The following is a 22,934-nucleotide window of genomic DNA, read 5'->3' on the forward strand; positions in this document are numbered from 1 at the left end:
CGCTTTCAGACAATTCTTTTAAAACAATCTTAGTTGCCTCATTGTATGTGTATCGCGGCATTTGATTTAATGTCAGGATGATTAACAATGCGAATAGTAACACGCTTCCTATTACAGAAATCAATTGATAAACAATGCTCTTTTTCAAAAGTATCATATTGAAATAGGCAACCATACACATAGCAATAAACGAGATAATAATCAACTCTGAGTTAATCGCCTTCGAGTAATAGCCGATGACACAATTTATTATGAATACAGCGGAAAAGAGAAAGATAATGGAGCCATTCACAAGCTTTTTATTTTTCATAACTCATTTACCTCGCTTGTTGTGTTTGACATGCTGAATGTTTGATAACTATGTTGGGCGGATACCAGATAAATCTAAATCAAAAGAGGTACAGCTTATTCCTGCACCTCTTAAGCTAAAATAACTAACTATAAATTAAAAATGTAAACATTATATACACCCGCGTATATCATATCACTTCTTGTACCAACAAATCCCTGTTCATCAACATCAACGTAAGTTATATTACCGGTATTGTTATCAATCACTCTTTGATCAATATCAATTTGATATGTTTTTAGTCCTAATTGACTTTGGAAGAAAACCTCATAATCCCATCTGTTATATCTTGCATAAATCTTCCCATCTATCGCAGTATCTATAGATACTCCTATTGTTGACACTCCAAGGGCCAAAAGAATTCCAACAGCTGTTGCACCAGGTATTATAACGGCCAAGACGACAGATATTGCTGTCGACCAAGCAGTACCCGTTGAAATTTGTATCTTATACTCGGATCCGTAGGTAATGTTGTTTTCACCGTATAGATAACCCCAATGGCCTAGACTTGAATGGTAAAGTGATTGTAGGTAGGGATAAGACGGCGTGTCACTAGCAGCATTAATTACATTACTGGAAAGAAATTCATCACCATTGTGAAAAGAGCCACCCTGATTATCTTGAATTTCAATATTGTTCATTGCTTTATCTAGGGTAGTGATCTTTTCTAATGTGCCGTTAGTTGAAACCAGAACTTTTCTTGAATCCTTATCATCATTAACTACTGCTTCAACTACATCCCCTGTAGAGTGGTTACTAATTGTATAAATGTATGTTAAACTACCGTCGTTATTGCTAATTGTTTCAATTTTTTCGCTAAAGTCTCCAAAGTTATTAACGATATCGGTTCCCGATTGTTTTTGTGCGAACACAGAATTCGAAGTTGCTAGTAGAATAGCAATGACTAAAATAAATGATAATTGCTTACCAAACAAACTCTTCATAGTAAACATCCCTTCATTTGTTTATAGTCTTTTAATTTGTAAATCTATAAATACTTTTGTTTTGCACCTCCTTACAATATACAACTGCCTGTAATGAGATATATTACACTTATAAATAATTAAGTTAATCATTCCCTTCAATTTTATATATATTTTTTAGAGAAGCTAGCGCTCTATGTATTCGCACACTGGCGTTATTTTTAGTAGTATCTAAAGCTGCGGCTATTTCAGTTAGTGAACAATCATGAAAGTATTTGAGGATAAGAACATCGTGGTAAGGGGGATAGAGTTGGTAAATCTTTTTTTCCAAAATAACACTTTCATTTGCCTTAAGTAAAATTTCATCAATATCGACCAATTCACATGAAGGCAAGTTATTTTCATCTTCTGAGGTGAGAAAGTCAAATCTTTTTTTCTTGTTGTAAATATCTATTGAAAGATTTCTTACAGTAACAATAATATAAGATTTTGTACGTTTACCCGTTGTCCCACAAACGGTATCCATATGATCCGCCAGTTTTATAATCGCATTGTGAACAACATCTTCTGCTTCATAATGATCCATCAATACTGAATATGCAGTATTATACATAACCTGATAATAATCACAATAAAACTGTTTTATTTCATATCCTTTCCCGTCAAAATTATTATTAATAATCATTTTTCCTCCTTTTTCAGTCGGAATTCAATTTTATTCTCTCTTCTAATCAAAAATTCGATAGGGAGATCCCAACCTTTCATAAAAGTATTTTGTATATTATTGGGACTTTTTTAAGGTAGATGGTACTTATAAAAGTTAATATTGTCAACCCTATATCAAATTTAAGCTTCTGAATCGGTCTGTGAGCAAGTGAATTACGATTGCGGGAAACCAGCTAGTAATTGAAAGTAAACGTAAATAAAGGTGTGGGTCTGCCCCCGCACCTTTATTTATTAATTTATGCTGTTCATTTATAGGACGATCCGTTTCACAAAAGGAGCAAACCTGCTTTAAGAGGTTGTTTTCAATGTCACAGCTATATAGCTTGCTCCAGTACAACAAATCCCGTAGGCCGCTGGATGACTGCTTTAAGCTTGCGGGAAATAGCAGTTGTTGGTATCGAAATATCGGTTTGTTCACCAGGCGCCAGATCCGGGATGTTGACGATTTGCCCCCAATCGCCATCTTCAGTTTTTAAGTGAAGTTTATATCCCCTAACGGAATAGCTCGGAAGATCATTCCGGCAGCTAAGACGGAAAATAACAGCTCCATCGCCTGAGCTTGGGTTTATCATTTCCAGCTGAATCGGCGCCGAAACTTCTTGCAGCAGACGGAACGATTTTTTCTCGTTTCCGAACAGATCGGTTACCCCATGTACCCGTTGACGCAACCGACCTTCTCCTTCTTCGCCCATTTGAGTACGATAATCGTTAAAGCTAAAATAGATCATCCCGGCGATATTGGAATAGTTGCGGTAATACGCCATTTTTTCGACCATTTGCTCTTGCCGGAAAGGATCTCCGCCGGAAAATGCCGGCTCGCAGAGACCAAATTCCGCTACAACAATCGGTTTGTCGGGGTGGGAAGCAATCAACGCTTGAATGGTCTCGTCCATATCATGCTCGCCATGCCACGTTCCGATATAATCATTCCACATGAGGACATCGCCCGCACCGGTTGCGTCGGTTGAAGGTCCAAGATGAACGGTATTGCTCACATAATTAATCAATCTGGTGGAATCCAGTTCGCGGATGTATTTCTTCATCTCATGCACGTATGCTGTCGTTTGGGAAGACAGCCCGTCCAATTCGTTTCCGACACCCCATGCAATAACGCTTGGATGATGATTATGCCGGGAAATCATCTCATACAGCTGCTGCCGCGTCACCACCATCGTTTCTTCGTCGGGCTCCGCCGGCTGCTGCCATAATGGAATTTCCTCCTGCACCAAAATACCATACCGGTCGCACCACTCAAGCAGCTGCTGACTTTGCTGCCAATGGAAACGGGTCAACACAGCATTGGCATGCTTTAATTGTTTTAAAATGCGTTTGATATCTTCTTCGGACTCCGCCATCCCGATGTCGGGATGAGAACCAGGCATCCACTCTACGCCCGTGAGGCGAACAGGCTCTCCATTTAGAAGGAATTGGCTGCCTTCCGTACGGAATTCGCGAAATCCGAATACAGTCGTCACTTGATCGTATAGGACGCCTTTTGCCGCTATTCCAATGCTTAACTCATACAAATGGGGAAGGTCGAAATGCCATAATTGTATATGTTCAAGGACAACCTCTGGCAGCGGCACATCAATGCACGGATAGTGGATTGTTTGCGTTGACGTCCAGACGGTTTGCCCTTCCCTTTTCAGCTCCAATTCCAGATCAAAGGTTTTAGCGTCCCCCGGCAATGCTTCGTGAAGCTTGATTGCCCCTGTCAATTTCCCGTTAATCCCGTGCTCTTCAGCCTGCGGGAATAACGGAACTGCCTGAATGCTGACAATATCAATTGCCGCTTCGCCAGTATAGATCAAGGAAACATTGCGAGTAATCCCGCCGTCATCGGCCCAATCGAAGCTTCTCCCTTTTGGCAGGGCTGTTTCGCTATTGCCATTGTCGACGGATACCACGACCAGATTTTTTTCTCCGGCCTTTACAAACGGCGTTGCCTCTATTCGAAAAGCTGTATACCCTGAATTGGAATGGCTTCCTGCCTTATGGCCATTAATCCAAATGACAGAATCCCGATATGCGGCTTCAAATTGGAGCCATACCCTTGCGCCCTGGGCAAGATCGGGAGTCTGGAAGACATATTCATACCATCCTAATCCGCGATAATCTTCCGTTTCCGCCCCTACATTCCACGTATGTGGAACCGTCACTTGTTTCGGAGACGGCAAGCCGGAAGCCGGCCATCCCTCTGCTGTTCCTCTGCCTTCTGGATCGATTTGAAATCCCCACTGTTTGCTCAGCACAATCGTTGTTCTTCCGGGTTGCTCCACTTTATCCACTCCTATGCGTAACGTATTTAAGGATTGTTTTGTCGCACTACCCTCAATGTAACGCAAGGAGCCCAAAAATCCAATTGAGGAAACTCGGCTTTTCATGGACTATATTCTTAAAAGCACACTTAATTCACCGTTGCCATATTTTTTTGGCCCCATGCCACCATGGATTCAATCAACGGAACAAGCTCCTTGCCAGACTGCGTCAGGGAATATTCGACGCGGGGCGGCACCTCATTGTATTGCTCCCGATGGACAATGCCGTAATCGATGAGCTCCTTGAGACAATTGGTTAAAGCCGTTCCTGTGATACCGGTTAATCTTCTTTTTAACTCATTGTAGCGAATGCACTCATTTTCGCTGAGTATGGCCAGAATGGGCAAATTCCATTTTCCTCCAATCACTTGGAACGCATACGTTGCCGGACATAATTGGTCCATTTTAAACTCGTATTTCACTGGGCATTCCTCCATTAGTATACTTTTATATACTTAGTATTAATTTTTATCATACTTGTTGAATTGAGACTGCTTGCTATAATTGTACCATACTCAAGACATTGAAAGTCGAGGTGCAACTAATGAGTAATTCAAACCATAACATGATGTGTGATCTTGAAACCGGCATTTGCGGTTCTGCAGACGAAGAGCAGGTTCAAGCCATTGATTTAAACCAACCCGCCAAAAAATTCACGCTGTATTACGTTACCGATCCGATTTGTTCTCATTGCTGGGCGCTTGAGCCTGTGCTCAATCGATTTATACGCCAATATGGGCATTATTTTAACCTGAAGGTTGTAATGGGCGGGCTGCTGCCGAGCTGGCACGGCTTTGCGGATCGTTCGAACGGCATTCAGAAGCCGGCGGACGTTGCTCATCATTGGAAGGAAGTTGGTTTGCATTCCCGCATGCCGATTGACGGATCTTTGTGGATATCGGACCCTATCCTTTCTTCCTACCCGCCTTCTCGCGTATTCAAGGTAATTGCGCATAGGCATCCCGGAAAAGAAGTTGAATTTTTGCGCCGGGCTAGAGTAGCTGTTTTTGTCTTTAACCGAAATATTGCCGAAGATGCCGTGTTGATTGATCTAGTGGATGCAGTCGGTTTGGATGGCGCAAAGGTAATTGAAGAATCGGGACTGGATTCTGCTCAAGCGCTATTGGATGGCGATTTTGAACTGGCGTCAACGCTTGGCGCAAGAGGTTTCCCAACCCTCGTTATGGTGAACGAAGAAAACAAAGGCGTAAAAATCAGCGGAGCCAGGCCTCTGGAGACATACGTTAGCGCGCTCCAGCAAATTTCATCTGCCGCCCTTGAACCCAAACCCGTGCCAAGCTTGTCATGCCTGCTTCAAGAGGAGTCCCTTTTATTTTCAAAAGAAATCGAAGAAATGTATGATATCCAAAGCCATCAGGTCGAGGCGTTTGCGGAAAGCCAATTAGCCAAGGATGCTTATCGCGTTCATACGATTTTGGACGAAGTATACATTTCCAATTAACAATTAAAAGCAGCGACAGGCAAAACGAAAAGCACCTCTTAATTCAGCCCTTTTCGGCTATTAGGAGGTGCTTTCTCATTTGATTCCGCCTTAACTGGTTAACTTTTGATGCGCTGACTGAAGCTATAATTCGGAATTAAATTATGATTTTCTCCGATACGGTATTCACTAAATACCTCAAACCCATTTTTGCAATAAAACTTCCTGTTTAATTCCGTATGGGTAACGAGTGTCATTAAACCGCCCCCATGCTTGCTGGCATAAGGAAAAATAAAGTCGTGAAACAACGCGCTCCCCAAACTTTTACCCTGGAAACCTTTTGCAACGGCAAAGGAATCAATGTACCAGCTATCCCTCCCGTAAGGAGCACAGGCTTCTTTCATTTTATCCAGCGTCGACAAGAGACGGGTAAGCCTCTTTAGACCGATCTGGGCCGCTAATGCCAAGCCTCCGTTAAATAGATATTGAAAGAATCCCGGGCTCTTTGCGCCACGCTTTTTCAGCAAAACAGCAGAAACGATTTTCCCATCCAATATGCCCACAAAACAGGAATTTTGCTGATAATAAGACTTTGTATTTGTATAATTAAGAGGTTGTTTCCGTGGGAGATAGACGATCTGTTAAAACCAAAGCAGCGATTAAACAAGCTTTTTTAACCTTATTGGATAATAAGACAATTTCCAAAATAACGATTTCCGAAATTTCGGAGCTTGCCGATATCGGCAGAGGCACATTTTATTTGCATTATCAAGACATCTACGCTTTATATCAAGAAGTCGAAACCGAAATGTTTGATCAATTCAATCGGTTCTACGATGAATCATTTCCAATCAAAGAGCGTCATGACATTGTCGTTTTTATAAATAAAATAACAGATTATATTTATTGCAACAAAACATTATTTCAAATGATGGCTAACCCGGAAGATACCTTGTTGACCCCTGAAAAGATCAAAGCTTTTTTCAAGGAAAAAATATATCAGGAGCTGCTTCAAGAAAACAAATATCCTGATAAACCAGCGATATTTGAAGAAACGGAAAGTTTGTTTATTGCATCGGGCGTATTCGGGGTGATTGAGGACTGGGTTGTACGCGGCATGCAGGAAGAACCAACGGGTATGTCTATGCGCATCCAACAGCTGCTGTTAAAGCTAGAGGACTGATGCAGCGTAAAAAGAGAATAGGCGAGGAGGCAGAACGAAAATATGGAGATATCTTTGGCAGAACACCAGGTTGCGGAGTGGGCAGCCGCGAACTCTGTCCGGCTCAGCCTTGACCCAAGCCGGATTCAGGCGTCATATATCTATAACCCGGGAGGTTTCGGCAACGCATCCTTTACCTTGACGGATGGACTCACCTGGCTTCATATAAAATTGGCTCCGCCCGGCTATGCCGAGCGTTTGCGGAAGTGGGCAAGCGTCAGCGGATATCTTGCCGAACACTATTCCGCCCCCGGGCTTGTTTGCTTAATCGAGTCCGAAGTCGTGCCGGGCTATCCATACGGCCTTGCCTTCCAGTATATCAACCATGCAGTCCCGCTCTCGCAATCAAGAAATCCCGAGACTCCTCTACATGGAATTTTGGAAACTGCCGCAAAGCTCCATCGCGATGAACGTCTTCGCGAGCTGCTGCCGAATACGGAGACTCGCACCTATGCGGAGGCATTCCAGGACGAGTACATAGCCCGATTTGAGGCTGATCTCGAAACCATCCAAAGCTCGCGCGAGATGATCAGCGATTTCGTATCGAACGAAACCATTGCGTGGTTCGGGGACGAAATTAGGAGACTGGACGAATCGGTTTCGCAGTCGACTGCCTTTCAATTCCCTGCGGCCGATGTCGTTCATAACGATCTGAACGGCAATAATATATTGACACTGGACGATGGCAGCTTCCGAATTATTGACTGGGATGATCTCTCTGGTCATGGAGATGCCGCTATGGACTATTCCGTATTGCTATGGCCCTTTATACAGCATCCTTCATGGCCAATATGGCGAGAAAAAGCATTGGCGCTGGCAGGTGCCGCTGCCTTCGAGCGATTGGAGCTATACTTTCGGGCAAAGCTGCTCGACGATGTCATCGACGTACTTGCCGACTATATCGAGGCGGAGCAAGTTCCGGAGCATCGGGAGGAGGCCCGGCGCAAGTCCAAATCCGTTCATCTAAGCGCGTATCCTCAATATCTCGCCCAATATGGCCCCGGTGAATAACTTGCTATTTAATATACACACTGCCGAATGGAAGCACCTCTCGAAGCAACCGCTTGAGGAAGCCGTCGCTTTGCAGAGGATGCTCCAAGTCCTTCCCATGCAAACCCGTCTGAATGAGGACAGGGCCGCTCCCGCTTATTTTCCACTGAACGTTCATACTCTGACTCGCTAACTGATTGCCATATACGGCAAGCTGGATGCTCGCATTTGCGGGATAAGCGACGAGCGAGCTGCTATTAACAAAAAGCGGTTGATCCTTGTCCAGCTGGATCACCGCAATATCGCCGCTAGTGATCACGCCTAGCTCGCCGGGTCCGGTGAAGCGCATTCGCACCAGTTCACGGGTGATCCACACATTTTTCATTTTCTGAATGACGCTTTTAAGCTGAATGCCGTCCGTGAAGTAGAGTACATGGCGGTAATCGAACAGCAAGTCGCTTTCAGGCCCAATAGCGATTGTCGCCAGGGAACAACCCGGCGGCAAGCCGATAATAAATTCGGAGGGTCCGCCCAGCAATGCGCGGACCCATTTCTTTTTGCGATAGACGCCTGCGAAATTCATAAAATAATCTTGTCGCTGCTGCGGCGCGCCTTGATAAGCGATAATCGATCCCGGATGAAGCACATGGAGCTTGTCCGTTTCATCAAGCGTCACCTTAACATGTCCAATAGCCGCAGGGAAGGTTGCTTTCATGGTCTACACTCCTCTGCCAACTTGCCTCTGCTTGCGCCAAACAAGGAACCGCCATACCCGTAAAGAAAGAATGTAGATCGTCGATAGAATCAAAATAATAAGTACCGTATGGATGAGCTTTTGCGTGAAGCTTGCCTGCTTCTGCTTTATTTGCTCCATTTCTTGAATGAGCGAATGATTCTGCTCCATAAGCTGCTCATTCGCTATTCGGAATTGTTCATTCTGCTGCATGAGCTCCTCTTGTCTCGCTGCATATTGCTCTGCTTGCTCCTCTTGCCTCGCTGCATATTGCTCCGCCTGCTTCACAGCGTTTTGCTCTACTTGCAGTAACGATTCAGCGAACTGCTCTTTCTGCTCTTCAAGCTGCTGCTTGGCATCCATATACTGCTGCTCCAGCGCATCGATTTTGGCTGGCGCGGAGAAAATCCCCTTAATGTTGCTCCACATGCCCGCTTCAGCAACCTGATGTGGAAAAATCAGAAAGAGAAAGGACATAAATAAAAGGGTCAAAACAAGGAATGCCGCTTTAGGCAACGTTATCCCTCCTCTTATAAAGTGATCGCATTGATGCATGACAAATTCAATAAAAAAACGACTCATTATGACAACGCCCATATAGGCGGATAACTATACTATAGTATAATACGACATTAACCGCGGATTGGTAGCGGTAGATTATATGAAACTATCAAAAAATCCCGAACTCCCTTTTAAATTCAGAAGGAGTTCGGGTTTGTATTCAAATTTATATGGAACCACATTTAAAAGATTAAAAACGAGACGAAAAGCACACTGACCAGCAAATAGTTTACTCTCCACTTTTTCACGCTTCCCCTCCAATTTAATTAGACGACGTTATGTAGCCCCTGCGCCACTTGATGAACGGAAGCGAAAATTTCGCATAGTATACAAAAAAGTCAGCTCCGCAAGTGCTGGCTTAAGTATTCTAAGTCATCCAATTTGACCAAAATGGAGTGAAATAATCATGTCGTTCCTACCACCCTTTGGACCGCCTTTTGGTCCTCCATTCGGACCTCCTTCGGGGCACGGCCCAGGCCCAGGTCCGGCTCCCGGGCCTCCCGGACAACCGATGGCGCCTACATCTCCGCCGCCGGCATTCGTGCCTCAGCAGCAATCCGCCTCCTTGCTGACCGTCGACCCCGGCGCTATCAGGCGTTGCATGTTCCGGTTTACGTACATCTGGATGCATAACGGCAGCCAGTTCTGGTTTTTCCCCGTCTTTATCGGACCAAACTCGATTGCCGGATTTAGATGGAACGGCTTCTCCTGGATGTATACCGGAATCGACCTGCGGTCGATTCAATCTTTTTCCTGCGTCTGATGACTGGAAAAATTTGAATCAGCCGTGTTGAACGGATCATTTTAAAACGAAAAAAGGGCATTGGCATTCAAGCGCCAATGCCCAACAACTCAAAAACTCGTTGTGCAGATGTATGAAATCAGCGTTTAATGATATTTTCTAAAGAGGACCGTTGGTTGCCGGATTCATCAAAGTTATCTTCGGCTAACCATGCGGTAAAGCGCTCCTTCGTTTCTTGCCATTCAGAGTCCAGTAAAGAGAACCAGGCCGTATCACGGCTTCTCCCTTTGTAAATGACTGCATTTCTGAAGGTTCCTTCATAGGTAAATCCTAAGCGCAATGCAGCATTTCTGGATGGTTGATTTAACGAATCGCATTTCCACTCATATCGACGGTATTTCAAATCTTCAAACACATATTGTGCCAAGAGAAATTGGGCTTCAGTAGCAATTCGCGTTCGTTTTAGTTGATTCGAATAAACGACCCACCCTACTTCTATGCTGTAATTGACTTGGTCAATTCTCATCAACGCAAAGCTTCCTATAGCTTTATAGGTTTGATTATTGATAATTGCAAAATAATACTTGTCTTTTGATTGTTCCATATTAAGCAATAAATCCTTCAACTCATCTTTACTTTGTACAGGCTCCATCGACAAGTAGGTCCAGTTTTCCAGGGGACTATCCGGTCCATAAACGTTATATAGATCGTCCAGATGTTTCTCGGCAGAAAGCTTTTCCAGCGTGCAATAAGTCCCCGGGATCTGTGCTATATCTGGAAACCGTCCGCGCTCTGCAACATTCGCAATGGGATCTCCGATTGGCTGATTGAATTGATTATAGCGCATGTAGTAGCCCCCTTAACTTAATTTAATCAACTTTATTTTTTTATAATATACAATAAAACTATCTCTTTGATAAGAGACGATATTCCGGATTGTCTGGGGTGTGTATGCAACCCTGCTTTAGGGCATCTTTTACTGCCTTTTCGCCCCATGCAAGAAATAGCTATAAAAAGACTCTTTACCATTCAAGCGCGCAGATTAAAAAGCCGGCATCGCCGGCTTTTCACAAATAAATGCATTTTCATCGCTTCGTTTTATAAAGCTCATGATAACGGTTCAACACATACAGCTTTGCAATGCGCGACACATAACATCGCTAAATACCAAGCTCCTGCGTAATTTCTCGCTGGGTCCGTTCATCAACTAACGTTATTTAAGGTTAATTTCACAACTATACAGCACTCCAAGCTGGAAAACAAAACGGTCATTACATCTCTTCCGGCATCAGGTTGATCAGAAACTCTTCATCGCGGTTACACACCAGCAATCCATTAACAACATCAAGTCTAGCTACTTGAATTGATGAGCGACGCGTGTCATAACTTTCGATTCGAACCTTATGCTCCTTCGTCTTTCCGGGATGTGTGAAATAGAAAATGTACGCATTCTCGCCTTGCACAATAACGTCGGCATGCAAGCCGATCGTTCCGTCGTCTTTGCGGGTGCCTGGTTGATCCAAGATTAGTCCCGTTCTCTCCCATGTGTCCAAATCATTGGAGCGGAAAACGCCTTGGCCTCTCCACTCGTCTACTATCATCCAGTAAATTCCTTTAAATCGGAAAACGTTTGGCCCTTCGTGGCTTCGTTCCGTAATAACTGGGCCGACAACCTCCCAATGATAAAGATCGGGGCTGTCAGCCGCATACGTATGCGACTGATTATCTTCATCCTTGTACCACATTCGGAAGCCTCCGCCTGGCAACTCATGAATGCAGGCATCGATGACCCGATCAGAACTCAACTCCAGCTTGGAGCAGAATCTCCAATTCATCAGATCTGGACTTGTATAATGGATCATGTCTCTCCGGTGGCCGGACCAAGTAGTTGGTACGCCTTGTATATAGCTTACATACATGTGATACAGACCCTCATGCCAAACAATCTCCGGTGCCCAAAACGTATTTCGGCCCCACTCCATATCAAGTCCTTGCAGGGTGCCGCGGTACAACCAATTTGCACCGCCATCCTTCGAAGAAGCTACACCAAGATCGGTACCGTGCACCCACGCAAATTCTTCCCCCTCAGCCGTTGCTCTACGGTTTGTGTAAATCATCCACCATTCTTTCGTTTCTCGGTTCCAAACGACGAGGGGATCCGCCGCACCGTCAAAGATCGGATCTCGGAATAAAGGCGCCTTCATAATTATCATCCTCTCATTGATGGATACGGTTAATTTAATGGGACTCCTGAATGATAGGCAAACTCTCCAAAGGTAATCTTTCCTTCTCCACATGCATGCAAGGCAATTCGAAGACTCAGGAAGTCGCCTAAGACGTTGTGATGGAAGCCGGATGTTTCGTACCCATGATCCAGTTTATTCCACATACCTTCCCGTTCGCGGAAATAAAGACTTACCTCATGGTGGTCATTAATGATTCTCAAAGTTACGCTTTTCCCCCTCAATGGAGTCCGCTCGCTCTGATTTTGATTACGGACGGCAAATACATCCTTGCCGTCAAATCCAAGCCCGTAGTGAAAGCCAGGTTTATAAAACAACCCTAACGTACCTATAGCATTGCCGCATATCGATACAGTGACCTCAGCGGTGTAGGCATGATTTGACGGAATACACAACAATGGTTCGATCCGATCCGCAGGCACTGCATCCAATTCCAGCTGGTTGTCATTTATCGTAAAGCCGCTTAGACGGTTCCCTCCGAAAAAATGCCAGTTAAGACCCAATCGACTGGCAACGATCAACGGCAAGGCTTCAATCTTTGGTTCCACCGCTTGGATTGACTCGCATGCCGATTTATCTTTTTCGCTAATCTCGTCACGCGTTGTAAACCAACCATCTCTCGTCCATTCTATCGGCTCGATCAACGTTTGACGGCCAAGAGTATAATAATCCTTCTCATAGGCATGGTAGACAACATACCAATTTCCCTCAGGGGTATCCACCAAAGTTCCGTGTCCCTTGGACCACCACTTTTCACTTCGATGCTTCGTGCGAACAATGGGGTTGTGCGGTGAGTTCTCCCACGGACCTTCTAGTGATCGGGAACGAGCAGAAACGATCATATGGCTTGTTGCAGGTCCTGCTGTCCCACCTTGGGCGCTGGTCATATAATAATAACCATCCTTAACATTTAACTTCGGTGACTCTAGATAAAAACCTTCCGTAAGCCAATCCTTAGGATACCTCCAGCCTTTATATACCTGCTCAATCTCACCTACAGTAGACAACCCATCCTTGGACAATCCAATCCGATACCCTTCTGACAGAAATAGGAACCGATTCCCTGCCTGATCGACCGCATGCCCCGGATCAATAAAGCCAACCTTCAAATCGACCGGCTTGCTCCATGGTCCTGAGGGATTCTCTGCAGTTACAACCCAATTGGTTTGCCCTGCCGGGAAATAGATATAATAAAGACCCTCATAGTAGATTAGATCTGGGGCCATTATAGATCCACCTACATGCTCGGAAATTGCATGACTGATCGGCTTCCAATGGAGTAAATCTTGGGAATGCCATATAAGCAAGCCCGGGGTGTAGTTGAAGGAGGAATGGGTCATATAGTAGTCCGTTCCAACACGAACAATAGACGGATCCGGATAATCGCCAGTTAATATTGCTTGAATGCCTTGAATTTGTGACATGATTTTCCTCCATTAGATTAGTAATAACTTAGAATGAACCTTGATTAAGCCAGTTGAAAGGTCGCAAAAGATTTCTCTTCTTCATATTCGACTGAAGACACTCGAAGATAAGCGCCATCTACTATCATATATAATTCCGGATTTAGATACGGACTAAAGGAGCTCCAGGAAGGCTCGCTTAACCCTTGGGAAATTAAAAAGGTACTCGATTTCCTGAATGCATCGCTATCCTCCCATTGGCTTACTCGCAATACGCACTGTGTACACGTCAAATAGCAATCAGGTTGATGTATGGATTCGAATGATATACCTTCTCCAATCAACCCGGCAACTACCTTCCATAAAGATGAAGTATAAGGGTCGAAAGGTATCGCTGCCAGCTTTGCATACGACTCTTCAACTTTTACATAATAATCGGGAAGTGCATATGAACGAAGTCTTTGCCATCCTTGCGTTTTGTAAACATGCATCATCCGCTCCCACTCTATCTCCCCGATGTCAACGATTGAGATATGTTTTGCATTCGGAGGTAGCTGATAGTCCCGACGATCCATTGGCCGCCAATCCCAATTTCGAAGATCGGAGGTCTCCCACGCAAAATACTTGGCATTGATTGGCTGATAACAATCCCCGTACAAATACCACTTCTCTTTCTCCAAAGCATGAATGATAACAGGTCCCTCGATCATCGGTAACCCAAACGGCCTCGAAAAGACAACTTTATTGAAGCTTCCTGGAGAAAGCGAAGCCGCCGCCGCTCCTTTTATTCGTTTGCCTTCTTGAGGAGCTTCTTCAGGATTACGTTCGTCCTTAAAAGCTAAAACATACGTCTGTTCGTGCTTGGTAATCGACGCATCAATAACGTCATATCCCGGATCAAAGAATATTTCCGGATCCGTAACTTTCAGGAAATCGTCGGTGTAATTGACGTAGATCCGATTACGATCTGTATTTCCCGACCAGAAAATGGCATACTGCAAGCGCTCGGGATCATAAATGATCTCGGGCGCCCAAGCATGCATGCCTGAGTTGTTGAGACGGAGCAATCTGCCATTTTCAAATCGGATTAAATCAGGCGAATCGTAACACATGATGGATTCACTGTTCCACATATTTGTAGCGACCACAACGTATCGGCCGTCCTGCTTTCTGAAAATGAACGGATCTCTCATGCCGCATTCGCCGATTTCAGGAACTAATACTGGACGACCACCATTTAAAGCCGTCCAATTTCGTCCGTCGCGACTTGCTGCCAGATGCAAAGAAAAGGCGTTTGCCATCCCTTCTGGAGATTCGGTAAAATATCCCATTATATATCCAAAGGGTTGACTAATCGCCGCTCCGTCCCTGTTATGAATAGCTAACATTGGCGTCGCTCCTTTAGACTAAAGGTGTCTGAAAACCCGATCAAGGACATCTATCACTGCCTTTTCGCCCACTGCTGCGTTGCCCTTCCTTGACTTGCCCCCGGCAAGCCTTCGAAAAAGCGACTTGCAAAAAACCAAAACTCGGCAATCTCTGCTCCCTGTGAAGTTATCAGACTCGCCCTAGTCAGATTTTTACGATTCAAAATCAGAATTCCGATACTTGCCTGGCGTAAGGCCTGAATATTTCTTGAATACTTTGAAGAAGTGTCTTGGATTTTCATACCCTACCTGTGAAGCGATTTTGTCCAAAGACAGCTTGGGGTATTCGTTCATCAGCCGCTGCGCCATCACCACCCGACAATTATGAAGATACGGAACAAAATTCATTCCCGATTCCTTCTTAAACATAGCGCTCACGTAGCTTGTACTTAGACCAATGTGCTTGGCAACCTGCTCCAAGGAAAGATCTTTATCATAGTGCTTATGGATATAGTCCAGAGTCTTATTCATCTGTTCTGTATATGTGTCCTTATCCAGAATGCTATGAAAAGCCACTACGTTTTCAGCTGGCTCTGCTCCGACCGTCGATGATAATTCCAGCTCTATCGCTTCCGCAACATCCTCGAGTATAGCGAGGAGCTCCTCTTTATCGACGGGTTTCAATAAGTAATCGAGAACCTGATAACGCAGAGCCTGTCGAGCGTATGAAAAGTCATCGTATCCAGTCAAAACGATAAACCTATGACAGAGATTATTTTCCTTAACTTGCTTGATGAACGCGAGACCGTTCATTTCCGGCATATGAATATCTGTAATGATGAGGTGAGGCTGAAAGGATTGGAGTTTCTCTAATGCTTCAATCGCGTCATTTGAAGTTTCGATTCTTTGAAAAGGCGTATTGGCATTACGAATAATCGTGCTAAGCCCCGCGAGGATAAGCGGCTCATCATCGACCACTAACAAATTCAACATCCTTCTCCTCTCCTTTGTACATTCTAACGACGCAGGTCGTACCTTCTTGGTGTCTGCTCGCAAGCGTCAATCCGGAATCATGGCCATAGAATTGCTTGATTCGCTCGTGGACATTGTAAACCCCTAGGCCGCTCGAAGCCGTATGAAATGGATTGAGCCCCTCTTTCTCTTTCAACATCCCCTGAATCATCGTCAGACGTTTTTCTTCAATACCGATTCCATTATCTATGATGTAAACCTCAATATATTGTTCAGTCTCTAACACTTGAATTTGTAGCACCCATTGTCTGCGCAGCTTGCTTAGTCCATGAACAATACTATTCTCCACCAGAGGTTGTAATATAAAGCGCGGGCAAATGAATTTTTTGATTTGCGCATCCATTCTTATCTCGAATTGCAAACGTTCGCCCACACGGTTCTTGTGAATAACCAGAAAGTTTCTAACATGATCAACTTCATCATGCAGCGTCGTTTCGGTTTGATCATTAGATAAGCTGTACCGAATTAGCTTGCCAAACGTATGCGTAAAATCAGCGACCTCAGGTGCCTCCTTCACTTCGGCTAACATTCTAATGGATTCTAGCGTATTGTATAGGAAATGCGGTTTAATCTGCGCCTGAAGCACCTTGTAATCGGATTCCTTCCGCATAAGTTCTGCGCGATGGACCGTGTTAACCAAATCGTCGATCCGCTGAAGCATGGCATTATACGAAAGGGCTAAGAAGGCGATTTCATCCTGGTCACGGCTATTATCTTCATATTTGGAGAAATTATCGGAATCTACATTCCGCATATGTTTAGCAAGCTTGAGAATTCTGCGCGTAAGGGATGTCGCGATCCAGTAGTACACCATAGAGAGCACAAGAAGGCTTATAATTCCTCCCCAAGCAAACCATTCTAACTCTCTTTGCGTATTAACTTCCTTGCCATCTGCAAGTGAAACGATCTTCATAAACAATGGCTCCACATTAATGCTGTTCCCCATCAGATCGACATTGCGGAGATATGCATATTTAGGATTACTGTCAGACAATAAATCCGCTGAAGCCTCTCTAATTTCATGCAGCTTGTCCGTATCCTCTATATCCGAATATATGAGCTCGTTATCTCGAGACAAGACTATAACTGTATCACTAGGCTTCGTTTTAACTTTATCGATCAGACGTCCGAATACCTTATCCGTAATTTGGACCTCCAATATGCCAATTTGTTTCGAATATGATTCATTGTAAAGATTTTGATAGAAGCGCAATATCGGGACTTTATTCCGTTCGGATTGATGATAGAGCCAAATCCCTTTTCCCGGCGTAAGTTGTTTAACCTTAGCATATATTTGTTCGCTATCCATAAGCTCGCTGATTTCCCTGAATTCCGGACCTAATGCATACACGCCTGGATGGGTACTGTACATTCGGAGCGCCACGATCTGCGGGTTGCCGTTGTAGACATAAGAGAATCTGGGTCGAATGTATTTGATTAGACTGTAAACGTGCTGAGATTCAGTCTCGTATGCGCCGCTCAAATATTCAATGGCGTATTGATCGTTCTGGAACAATTGATAAACGGATTCCGCTTGTGTTAAATCTAGCTTCAAATTACTGTTCGCCTGTTCAATTACATCCTGCCGGTTACGCATATATTCCTCTAAGAAGCGAATGTGTGCTTGGCTATATAACAAATAAACAAAAATAAGGAATGGGATCAAAATAATGAGTACGTAACCTATAAACAGCTTTCTAACTATTTTCGTTTTTGGGAGAAGCAAAAACAATTTCTTTCCCAGCCATTTAATCACAATATCACTTCTTCTTTTTGACCTATCATAACATAAAAGGGGGGAGTCAAAGCCGAATGCCCTGACTCCTCCTAGATAGGAGGAACGATTCCCTCCTACTTGAACGTATCTTTTACTGTATTGTACTTTTCATTCGCCCAAGCTTCATATTTGCTTAGACCAATTTTTTCCGCTTTATCCATTAGCTCCTGATAGAACTTAACAGCGTTTTCTTCGGAATCTGCCATATAAATCTTGATCTCCTCGTTCTTGATCATTTCATCCAGTTTCGTCCGGATAACGCCGATTTCCGTATCGGAATTTGGAACGAGCATCCCAAGCGCCGGAACAAATTCGGCGTGCTCTTTCGCCATCTTCTTGACTTCCGATGACTCCGTTCCTGGTGCGACCTGCTCCAATGCTGCACTATTAGACATCAGACCCCATAGTCCAATGGCTTCTTTATTGATAAAGTCTGCGTCCCCTTGCTTATAGAGAAGCTCCGGATACTGCCCTTCCTCATTCCATTTCCAGTGTTGGCCTTCAATGCCCCAGAACCCAAGTTTTTGTCCCTCTTCGGAGAACATATACTGCATGAATTTAATTGAAGCTTCGGGATTCTTGTTGTTTTTCGTGATATAAACGCCTGACCAGCCAATGCTCGCAAAATACTCTTTTGGATCATTTCCGAGCGGTTTCGTCAGCTGTGAATAATTATAGCCGGTGCCCTGATTCGTTATTTGACTGTTCAAATTGTCAAAATCATTCGTATTATCCACTAATGCGAACACTTTGCCTTTCAGGGCATAATCATTATCCTTAATCGTATCCTTGAAAGCGAAGTTCTCTGCGGTCATATATCCGTTTCGATACAAACGATTCATGTATTTATAAACTTCCAGCATACCCGGGTGTCTTAAATAATGCTGCACCTTCCCATCTTGTTCGAATAGATCCGTATAGGCAGAAGGAACGCCATTTTGCATTTTGAAATAACGGAAGCCCCAGTTAATGTCGAGCATCAAGGGTATGACGTCCGGATACGTAGCTTTCACTGTTCCAAGCAGTTTTTCCAAATCCTCGAAATTATTTAAAGCCGGATTTCCTAGTTCCTCCATCATATCTTTGCGAATGCCAAGCGCGCTTGAATTGATAATTGCATTCGGATAAGCATTCCATTCTTCTTCTGTGGCGAAGTTGTTACGAACTGTGTAGAACTTTCCGTCGCTAGCCGTGTTAATTGCGATCCGTTCTGCATCAACGTTGAAATCCGGAGCGTATTGCTCAATCAAGTCAGTCCAAGAGTAGGAAATTTTTGGATCAGCTAGACGATCCAAATTTGTTGCGGTAAAGACAAGATCGGGCAGATCTCCTGAAGCAATCATGAGAGGAAGTTGCTTGTCGTCGGCGGCAATTGTCACCTTTAATTTGACCCCTGTTTTCTCTGTAATTAATTCGGGGACGGAGCCGGACCAGTCACGAACAGGAAACCAAGGATGGTTAACGAAGATGCTCAATTCTACAGGCTCAGAGCTAGTCCCTCCCGTCTCGCTGGACGAACTAGTTCCCGTGTTCGCCGGATTTCCTTCACTTCCCGAACAGGCCGAAAGCGTGCTAAGCAGCATACCAGCTGCTAATGTGAATTTGACCCATTTGTTTTTGCCGATCTGAATCATGGATGTACCCCCTATTTTAATTTATATCAGGACCTTAAGGTCTTAATATCGAAATCGCTAACCTTTGACTGCTCCAATCATAACCCCTTTAACAAAATGCTTTTGCAAAAACGGATACACGAGCATGATCGGGATTATCGCGACGACCATAGCCGTAACCTGGATGGAGAAAGTCGTAACTGTATTCATTGATGCGAAATCCGCGCTCATTGCATCCGTCGGCATCGTGCTTTGATTAATGATCTCCATCATGCGATACGTTAGCGTCCGCAATTTGTCGCTTTGTACGAAATAAGCGGAGTCCAACCATGAGTTCCACTGTCCAACACCGAGGAATAAAGACATTGTGGCCAATAGCGGTCGCGAGATCGGCAAGATCATTTTGTAGAAAATCATCAAATCATTAGCGCCGTCGATGCGTGCGGATTCTTGAAGTTCCTCGGGAATTTCTTTGAAAAACGAAATCGCAATAAGCAGGAAGAATAGGTTCAACATGGAGGGAATGACGTATACCGCAAAATGATTAAGCAACTGCAATTCTCGGAGGACAACATAATAAGGAATCATTCCCCCGGAGAAGTACATAGCGACAATGACGATCGCAAAATACGTCTTCTTGAACAAAAGTTGCTTATAAGCCAGCCCATATGCGACCAAACTTGTAAACAATACACCAAGCAATGTTCCAACAATCGTTCTTGCGCTAGAAACAAGAAAGCTCATACGCCACTTCGGATCTTGAAAAAATGTTGCATAATTTTCCAGCGTAAACTGTCTTGGCCAGAAGTAAATGCCTCCCTTAGCAGCATCTATGCCTTGATTAAAGGAAATAATCAATAAGTAGTAGAACGGATATACCGTCATGATAATGACGAACAAAATCAAAATCATGTTGACAGTGTCGATGAGCCAATCCTCCAGCGTTCGCGGCTTCCTCTTTTTCCGTATGTTCACCATTAAAATAACCCCTGTCCCGAAATTCGTTTGGCAATGAAATTACTCGTAAAGATGAGGAATACCGATATGACGGATTGAACCAAGTCGATGGATGTAGCAAAAGCAAATCGTCCTTCCGCAAGTCCCATCTTGAAAGCGTATGTCTGTACAATTTCCGACGTATCGCTATTGACTGAATTCCCCAGCAAGAAAGCTTGCTCAAAGTTCGAACCGACCAGCCCGCCACCCAGCAGACTTCCAATTGACAGAATTAGCACCACTACGACAGCGCCTTGGATGCCCGGCAATGTAATGTGCCATATTCGTTTAAGCCGGCCCGCTCCATCAATTTCTGCCGCCTCGTACAATGCAGGATTAATACCCGCTAAAGCCGCCAGGAAGATAATCGTCCACCATCCCGCTTCCTTCCATACCGCACTTCCCACAGCCAGCCCCCAGAATGAATTGGGGTCTGTCAGTATCGTAAGAGGTTTATCAATAATGTTTAGATGCAGGAGCAACGTATTCACGATGCCGCCTTCTGACGAAAAAAACACGAAAGACAATCCGACCACAACGACCCAAGAAATGAAATGAGGGAAATAACTAACCGTCTGCACAAACCTTTTAAATATGGTTCCCTTGAGTTCATTAAGCATTAACGCAAACAGAATGGGAATTGGAAAGGCAAATACGATTTTTAAGATACTCATGATCAAGGTATTTCTTACCAAATCATTGAATCTATAGTCGTTAACAAATTCGCTCAAATACTTGAGCCCTACCCATTCGCTTGTAAATATTCCCTGCACGCCATCCGTGATACGATAATCCTTGAATGCCATTAAGATCCCGAACATGGGAATGTATGAAAAGATAAGTAAAAACAATATGCCAAGCAAGACAAATGATTGTGGCAACCGTTGCCTTTTAAACCGCTTCCATAATAAATTATTGGTTGCACTCTCTTGAGTCCCTTTACGCAATGTATCCGCTTCCATCTGCTGCCTCCTCCTTCATATCGGTATTGTAGCTCACTTTTTCTCCCCCTATCTACGGATCATTTTTTTTATCGAACTGTCCATTTTTGTGATGCCAGGAATAAACATTTTAAATATTCTCTAGATAGCAACCTATGTTTCTTTTCTTAAATTGATTAGGGAATATGAGGCAAGCTATGTAGCAATCGTAAAAGAAACCCGCTAATACTTTGTAATAGACTGTTTTTCGGATAGCGGTTTTGGCATCATAAATATGCACATGACAAATAAACCTCCTTTATGGAGGTTTATGGAATGAAAGCTATTTAGGAAGCGAATGGCTGCCTATTTTATACATGACGTAGCCGTGATGCATTACCTTGTTAGCGCAAGCGATCACGGCTACTGGAGGGTGAAAAATTTTATGGTTAAGAATGGAGAGTACAGCATGATGCTGGAAATGAAGCAAAAAGGAAGGAGTAACAATCAATTCGCAGTACGGTAACTATTAAAGGTGAGAGCTACCGAATTAAGGAAAAAAAGAATGCGACTTATTCCGTCTGAAAAAGCAAGCAGAAGAAAATGACTAAGGCGTGTCTTAAAACTCACTCAAGGGCATCTGCGTAGTTTTAAGACATACCCTAGATAATTTACCGGTTCCTCCTCCTAGGGAAATTTTCAAGCGTTTATTTTGGGGAATTCTATTTCGGTCTTGACAACATGGTTTAAAATCATTTATTTTAAACTCCTCTATGAAGCAATGCAAAAGAGCAAAAAATCAAAAAATCCAAAGTGAAGCTACTATTTCTTCGCCTTATAAAACTCATGATAAAGCTTCATAAGCGCCCTCTTCTCAATCCGCGACACATAACTCCGCGAGATGCCCAACTCCTTCGCGATCTCCCGTTGCGTCCTTTCATCCCCGCCGTGCACCAAACCAAATCTGCCAATGACAACTTCCTTTTCACGATCATCCAATATGTCCAGGTTCTTGTAAATCTTGCTTTTTTCGATCTTGAGCTGCACCTTATCCGCCACGTCGTCGGACTCCGTTCCGAGGATATCGATCAAGGTAATTTCATTCCCCTCTTTGTCCGTGCCGATCGGATCGTGCAGCGAAACGTCCTTGCGCGTTTTCTTCAGGGATCGCAAATGCATAAGTATTTCGTTTTCGATGCAACGAGCGGCGAAGGTAGCGAGTTTTGTCCCTTTGCCCGTCTGGAAGCTTTCAATGGCCTTGATGAGGCCAATGGTGCCGATGGAGATCAAATCCTCCAGGTCTTCGCCGGTGTTATCGAATTTTTTAACAATGTGAGCCACAAGACGCAAATTATGCTCAATTAGCAAGTTGCGCGAATTGGCGTTGCCCTCCGCCATCAGGGCAAGATGCTTCGCTTCCTCATCTTCTTTCAACGGCTGCGGAAAAGCATTATTTTTGACATACGAAACGAGCAGTGACAACTGCTTGATAAACAAAGCTATCGTTGCAATCAATCCCATCGACCGGCCACCCCCATGCTGTATTGGCGGGAGCACTGTACAGTCCCCGCAGCGAAG

Annotated in this window: 21 protein-coding genes; 4 read left to right on the top strand and 17 right to left on the bottom strand. The window is 44.1% G+C overall.

The annotated features are described in order from the left end of the window. Positions 1–438: 438 nt before the first annotated feature. The 4 genes from ACX93W_RS07415 to ACX93W_RS07430 all read right to left on the bottom strand — a co-directional run bounded on the left by ACX93W_RS07415 (position 439) and on the right by ACX93W_RS07430 (position 4,738). On the bottom strand, positions 439–1,293 hold the full coding sequence (locus ACX93W_RS07415; RefSeq protein ID WP_459391651.1) for a hypothetical protein: 855 nt from the start codon (positions 1,291–1,293) through the stop codon (positions 439–441). 124 nt (positions 1,294–1,417) lie between these two features. Then, complete coding sequence (locus ACX93W_RS07420) at positions 1,418–1,957, bottom strand: RNA polymerase sigma factor (RefSeq protein WP_459391652.1); 540 nt, start codon at positions 1,955–1,957, stop codon at positions 1,418–1,420. Between the two features lie 355 nt (positions 1,958–2,312). After that, positions 2,313–4,277, bottom strand: a complete 1,965-nt coding sequence (locus ACX93W_RS07425) for a glycoside hydrolase family 2 protein (protein WP_459391653.1) — start codon at positions 4,275–4,277, stop codon at positions 2,313–2,315. Positions 4,278–4,405: 128 nt separating this feature from the next. After that, positions 4,406–4,738, bottom strand: coding sequence for a winged helix-turn-helix transcriptional regulator (locus ACX93W_RS07430; protein ID WP_459391654.1), 333 nt, complete (start codon positions 4,736–4,738; stop codon positions 4,406–4,408). Positions 4,739–4,860: 122 nt separating this feature from the next. Here ACX93W_RS07430 and ACX93W_RS07435 point away from each other — a divergent pair, with 122 nt between their 5' ends. Then, the gene (locus ACX93W_RS07435) at positions 4,861–5,778 is read left to right on the top strand and encodes a DsbA family protein (RefSeq protein ID WP_459391655.1); all 918 of its coding nucleotides are present in this window, start codon (positions 4,861–4,863) and stop codon (positions 5,776–5,778) included. 98 nt (positions 5,779–5,876) lie between these two features. Here ACX93W_RS07435 and ACX93W_RS07440 read toward each other — a convergent pair whose 3' ends face one another. After that, positions 5,877–6,320, bottom strand: a complete 444-nt coding sequence (locus ACX93W_RS07440; protein WP_459391656.1) for a GNAT family N-acetyltransferase — start codon at positions 6,318–6,320, stop codon at positions 5,877–5,879. A 59-nt stretch (positions 6,321–6,379) separates the two neighbouring features. Between ACX93W_RS07440 and ACX93W_RS07445 the strand changes: the two genes are divergently transcribed. Both ACX93W_RS07445 and ACX93W_RS07450 read left to right on the top strand, forming a co-directional pair. Then, positions 6,380–6,940 (top strand): TetR/AcrR family transcriptional regulator, encoded by a 561-nt coding sequence (locus ACX93W_RS07445; RefSeq protein WP_459391657.1) that lies wholly within the window; start codon positions 6,380–6,382, stop codon positions 6,938–6,940. Positions 6,941–6,982: 42 nt separating this feature from the next. Beyond that, a complete protein-coding gene (locus ACX93W_RS07450) occupies positions 6,983–7,990 on the top strand; it encodes a phosphotransferase (protein ID WP_459391658.1) in 1,008 nt (335 codons plus the stop codon). A gap of 4 nt (positions 7,991–7,994) precedes the next feature. On the opposite strand, the gene ACX93W_RS07455 is transcribed toward ACX93W_RS07450, so the two are convergent. Both ACX93W_RS07455 and ACX93W_RS07460 read right to left on the bottom strand, forming a co-directional pair. Next, positions 7,995–8,684, bottom strand: coding sequence for an AIM24 family protein (locus ACX93W_RS07455; protein WP_459391659.1), 690 nt, complete (start codon positions 8,682–8,684; stop codon positions 7,995–7,997). A 3-nt stretch (positions 8,685–8,687) separates the two neighbouring features. Next, complete coding sequence (locus ACX93W_RS07460; protein WP_459391660.1) at positions 8,688–9,218, bottom strand: hypothetical protein; 531 nt, start codon at positions 9,216–9,218, stop codon at positions 8,688–8,690. Positions 9,219–9,669: 451 nt separating this feature from the next. Between ACX93W_RS07460 and ACX93W_RS07465 the strand changes: the two genes are divergently transcribed. Further along, positions 9,670–10,026, top strand: coding sequence for a collagen-like protein (locus tag ACX93W_RS07465; protein ID WP_459391661.1), 357 nt, complete (start codon positions 9,670–9,672; stop codon positions 10,024–10,026). 118 nt (positions 10,027–10,144) lie between these two features. Here the strand turns inward: ACX93W_RS07465 and ACX93W_RS07470 are convergent, their stop codons facing one another. The 10 genes from ACX93W_RS07470 to sigK form a co-directional block, all read right to left on the bottom strand. Continuing rightward, entirely contained in the window at positions 10,145–10,852 is a 708-nt protein-coding gene (locus ACX93W_RS07470; protein ID WP_459391662.1) for a GNAT family N-acetyltransferase, read from the bottom strand. 424 nt (positions 10,853–11,276) lie between these two features. Continuing rightward, complete coding sequence (locus tag ACX93W_RS07475) at positions 11,277–12,209, bottom strand: glycosyl hydrolase (RefSeq protein ID WP_459391663.1); 933 nt, start codon at positions 12,207–12,209, stop codon at positions 11,277–11,279. 29 nt (positions 12,210–12,238) lie between these two features. Further along, complete coding sequence (locus tag ACX93W_RS07480; protein ID WP_459391664.1) at positions 12,239–13,672, bottom strand: family 43 glycosylhydrolase; 1,434 nt, start codon at positions 13,670–13,672, stop codon at positions 12,239–12,241. A 44-nt stretch (positions 13,673–13,716) separates the two neighbouring features. Further along, positions 13,717–15,039 carry an AbfB domain-containing protein gene (locus ACX93W_RS07485; RefSeq protein ID WP_459391665.1) on the bottom strand — a complete coding sequence of 441 codons (1,323 nt, stop codon included), beginning with the start codon at positions 15,037–15,039 and terminating at the stop codon, positions 13,717–13,719. A 192-nt stretch (positions 15,040–15,231) separates the two neighbouring features. Then, complete coding sequence (locus tag ACX93W_RS07490) at positions 15,232–16,011, bottom strand: response regulator transcription factor (RefSeq protein WP_459391666.1); 780 nt, start codon at positions 16,009–16,011, stop codon at positions 15,232–15,234. Continuing rightward, positions 15,986–17,806 carry a sensor histidine kinase gene (locus ACX93W_RS07495; RefSeq protein WP_459391667.1) on the bottom strand — a complete coding sequence of 607 codons (1,821 nt, stop codon included), beginning with the start codon at positions 17,804–17,806 and terminating at the stop codon, positions 15,986–15,988. The genes ACX93W_RS07490 and ACX93W_RS07495 overlap by 26 nt, the downstream gene beginning before the upstream one ends. Positions 17,807–17,901: 95 nt before the next feature. Beyond that, entirely contained in the window at positions 17,902–19,461 is a 1,560-nt protein-coding gene (locus ACX93W_RS07500) for an extracellular solute-binding protein (protein WP_459391668.1), read from the bottom strand. A gap of 57 nt (positions 19,462–19,518) precedes the next feature. Beyond that, on the bottom strand, positions 19,519–20,418 hold the full coding sequence (locus ACX93W_RS07505; protein WP_459391669.1) for a carbohydrate ABC transporter permease: 900 nt from the start codon (positions 20,416–20,418) through the stop codon (positions 19,519–19,521). Next, the gene (locus ACX93W_RS07510; RefSeq protein WP_459391670.1) at positions 20,418–21,398 is read right to left on the bottom strand and encodes an ABC transporter permease; all 981 of its coding nucleotides are present in this window, start codon (positions 21,396–21,398) and stop codon (positions 20,418–20,420) included. The genes ACX93W_RS07505 and ACX93W_RS07510 overlap by 1 nt, the downstream gene beginning before the upstream one ends. A gap of 780 nt (positions 21,399–22,178) precedes the next feature. Then, a complete protein-coding gene (sigK, locus tag ACX93W_RS07515) occupies positions 22,179–22,877 on the bottom strand; it encodes an RNA polymerase sporulation sigma factor SigK (RefSeq protein ID WP_459391671.1) in 699 nt (232 codons plus the stop codon). Positions 22,878–22,934 lie beyond the last annotated feature (57 nt).

It is taken from the genome of Paenibacillus sp. CAU 1782 (assembly GCF_054551715.1).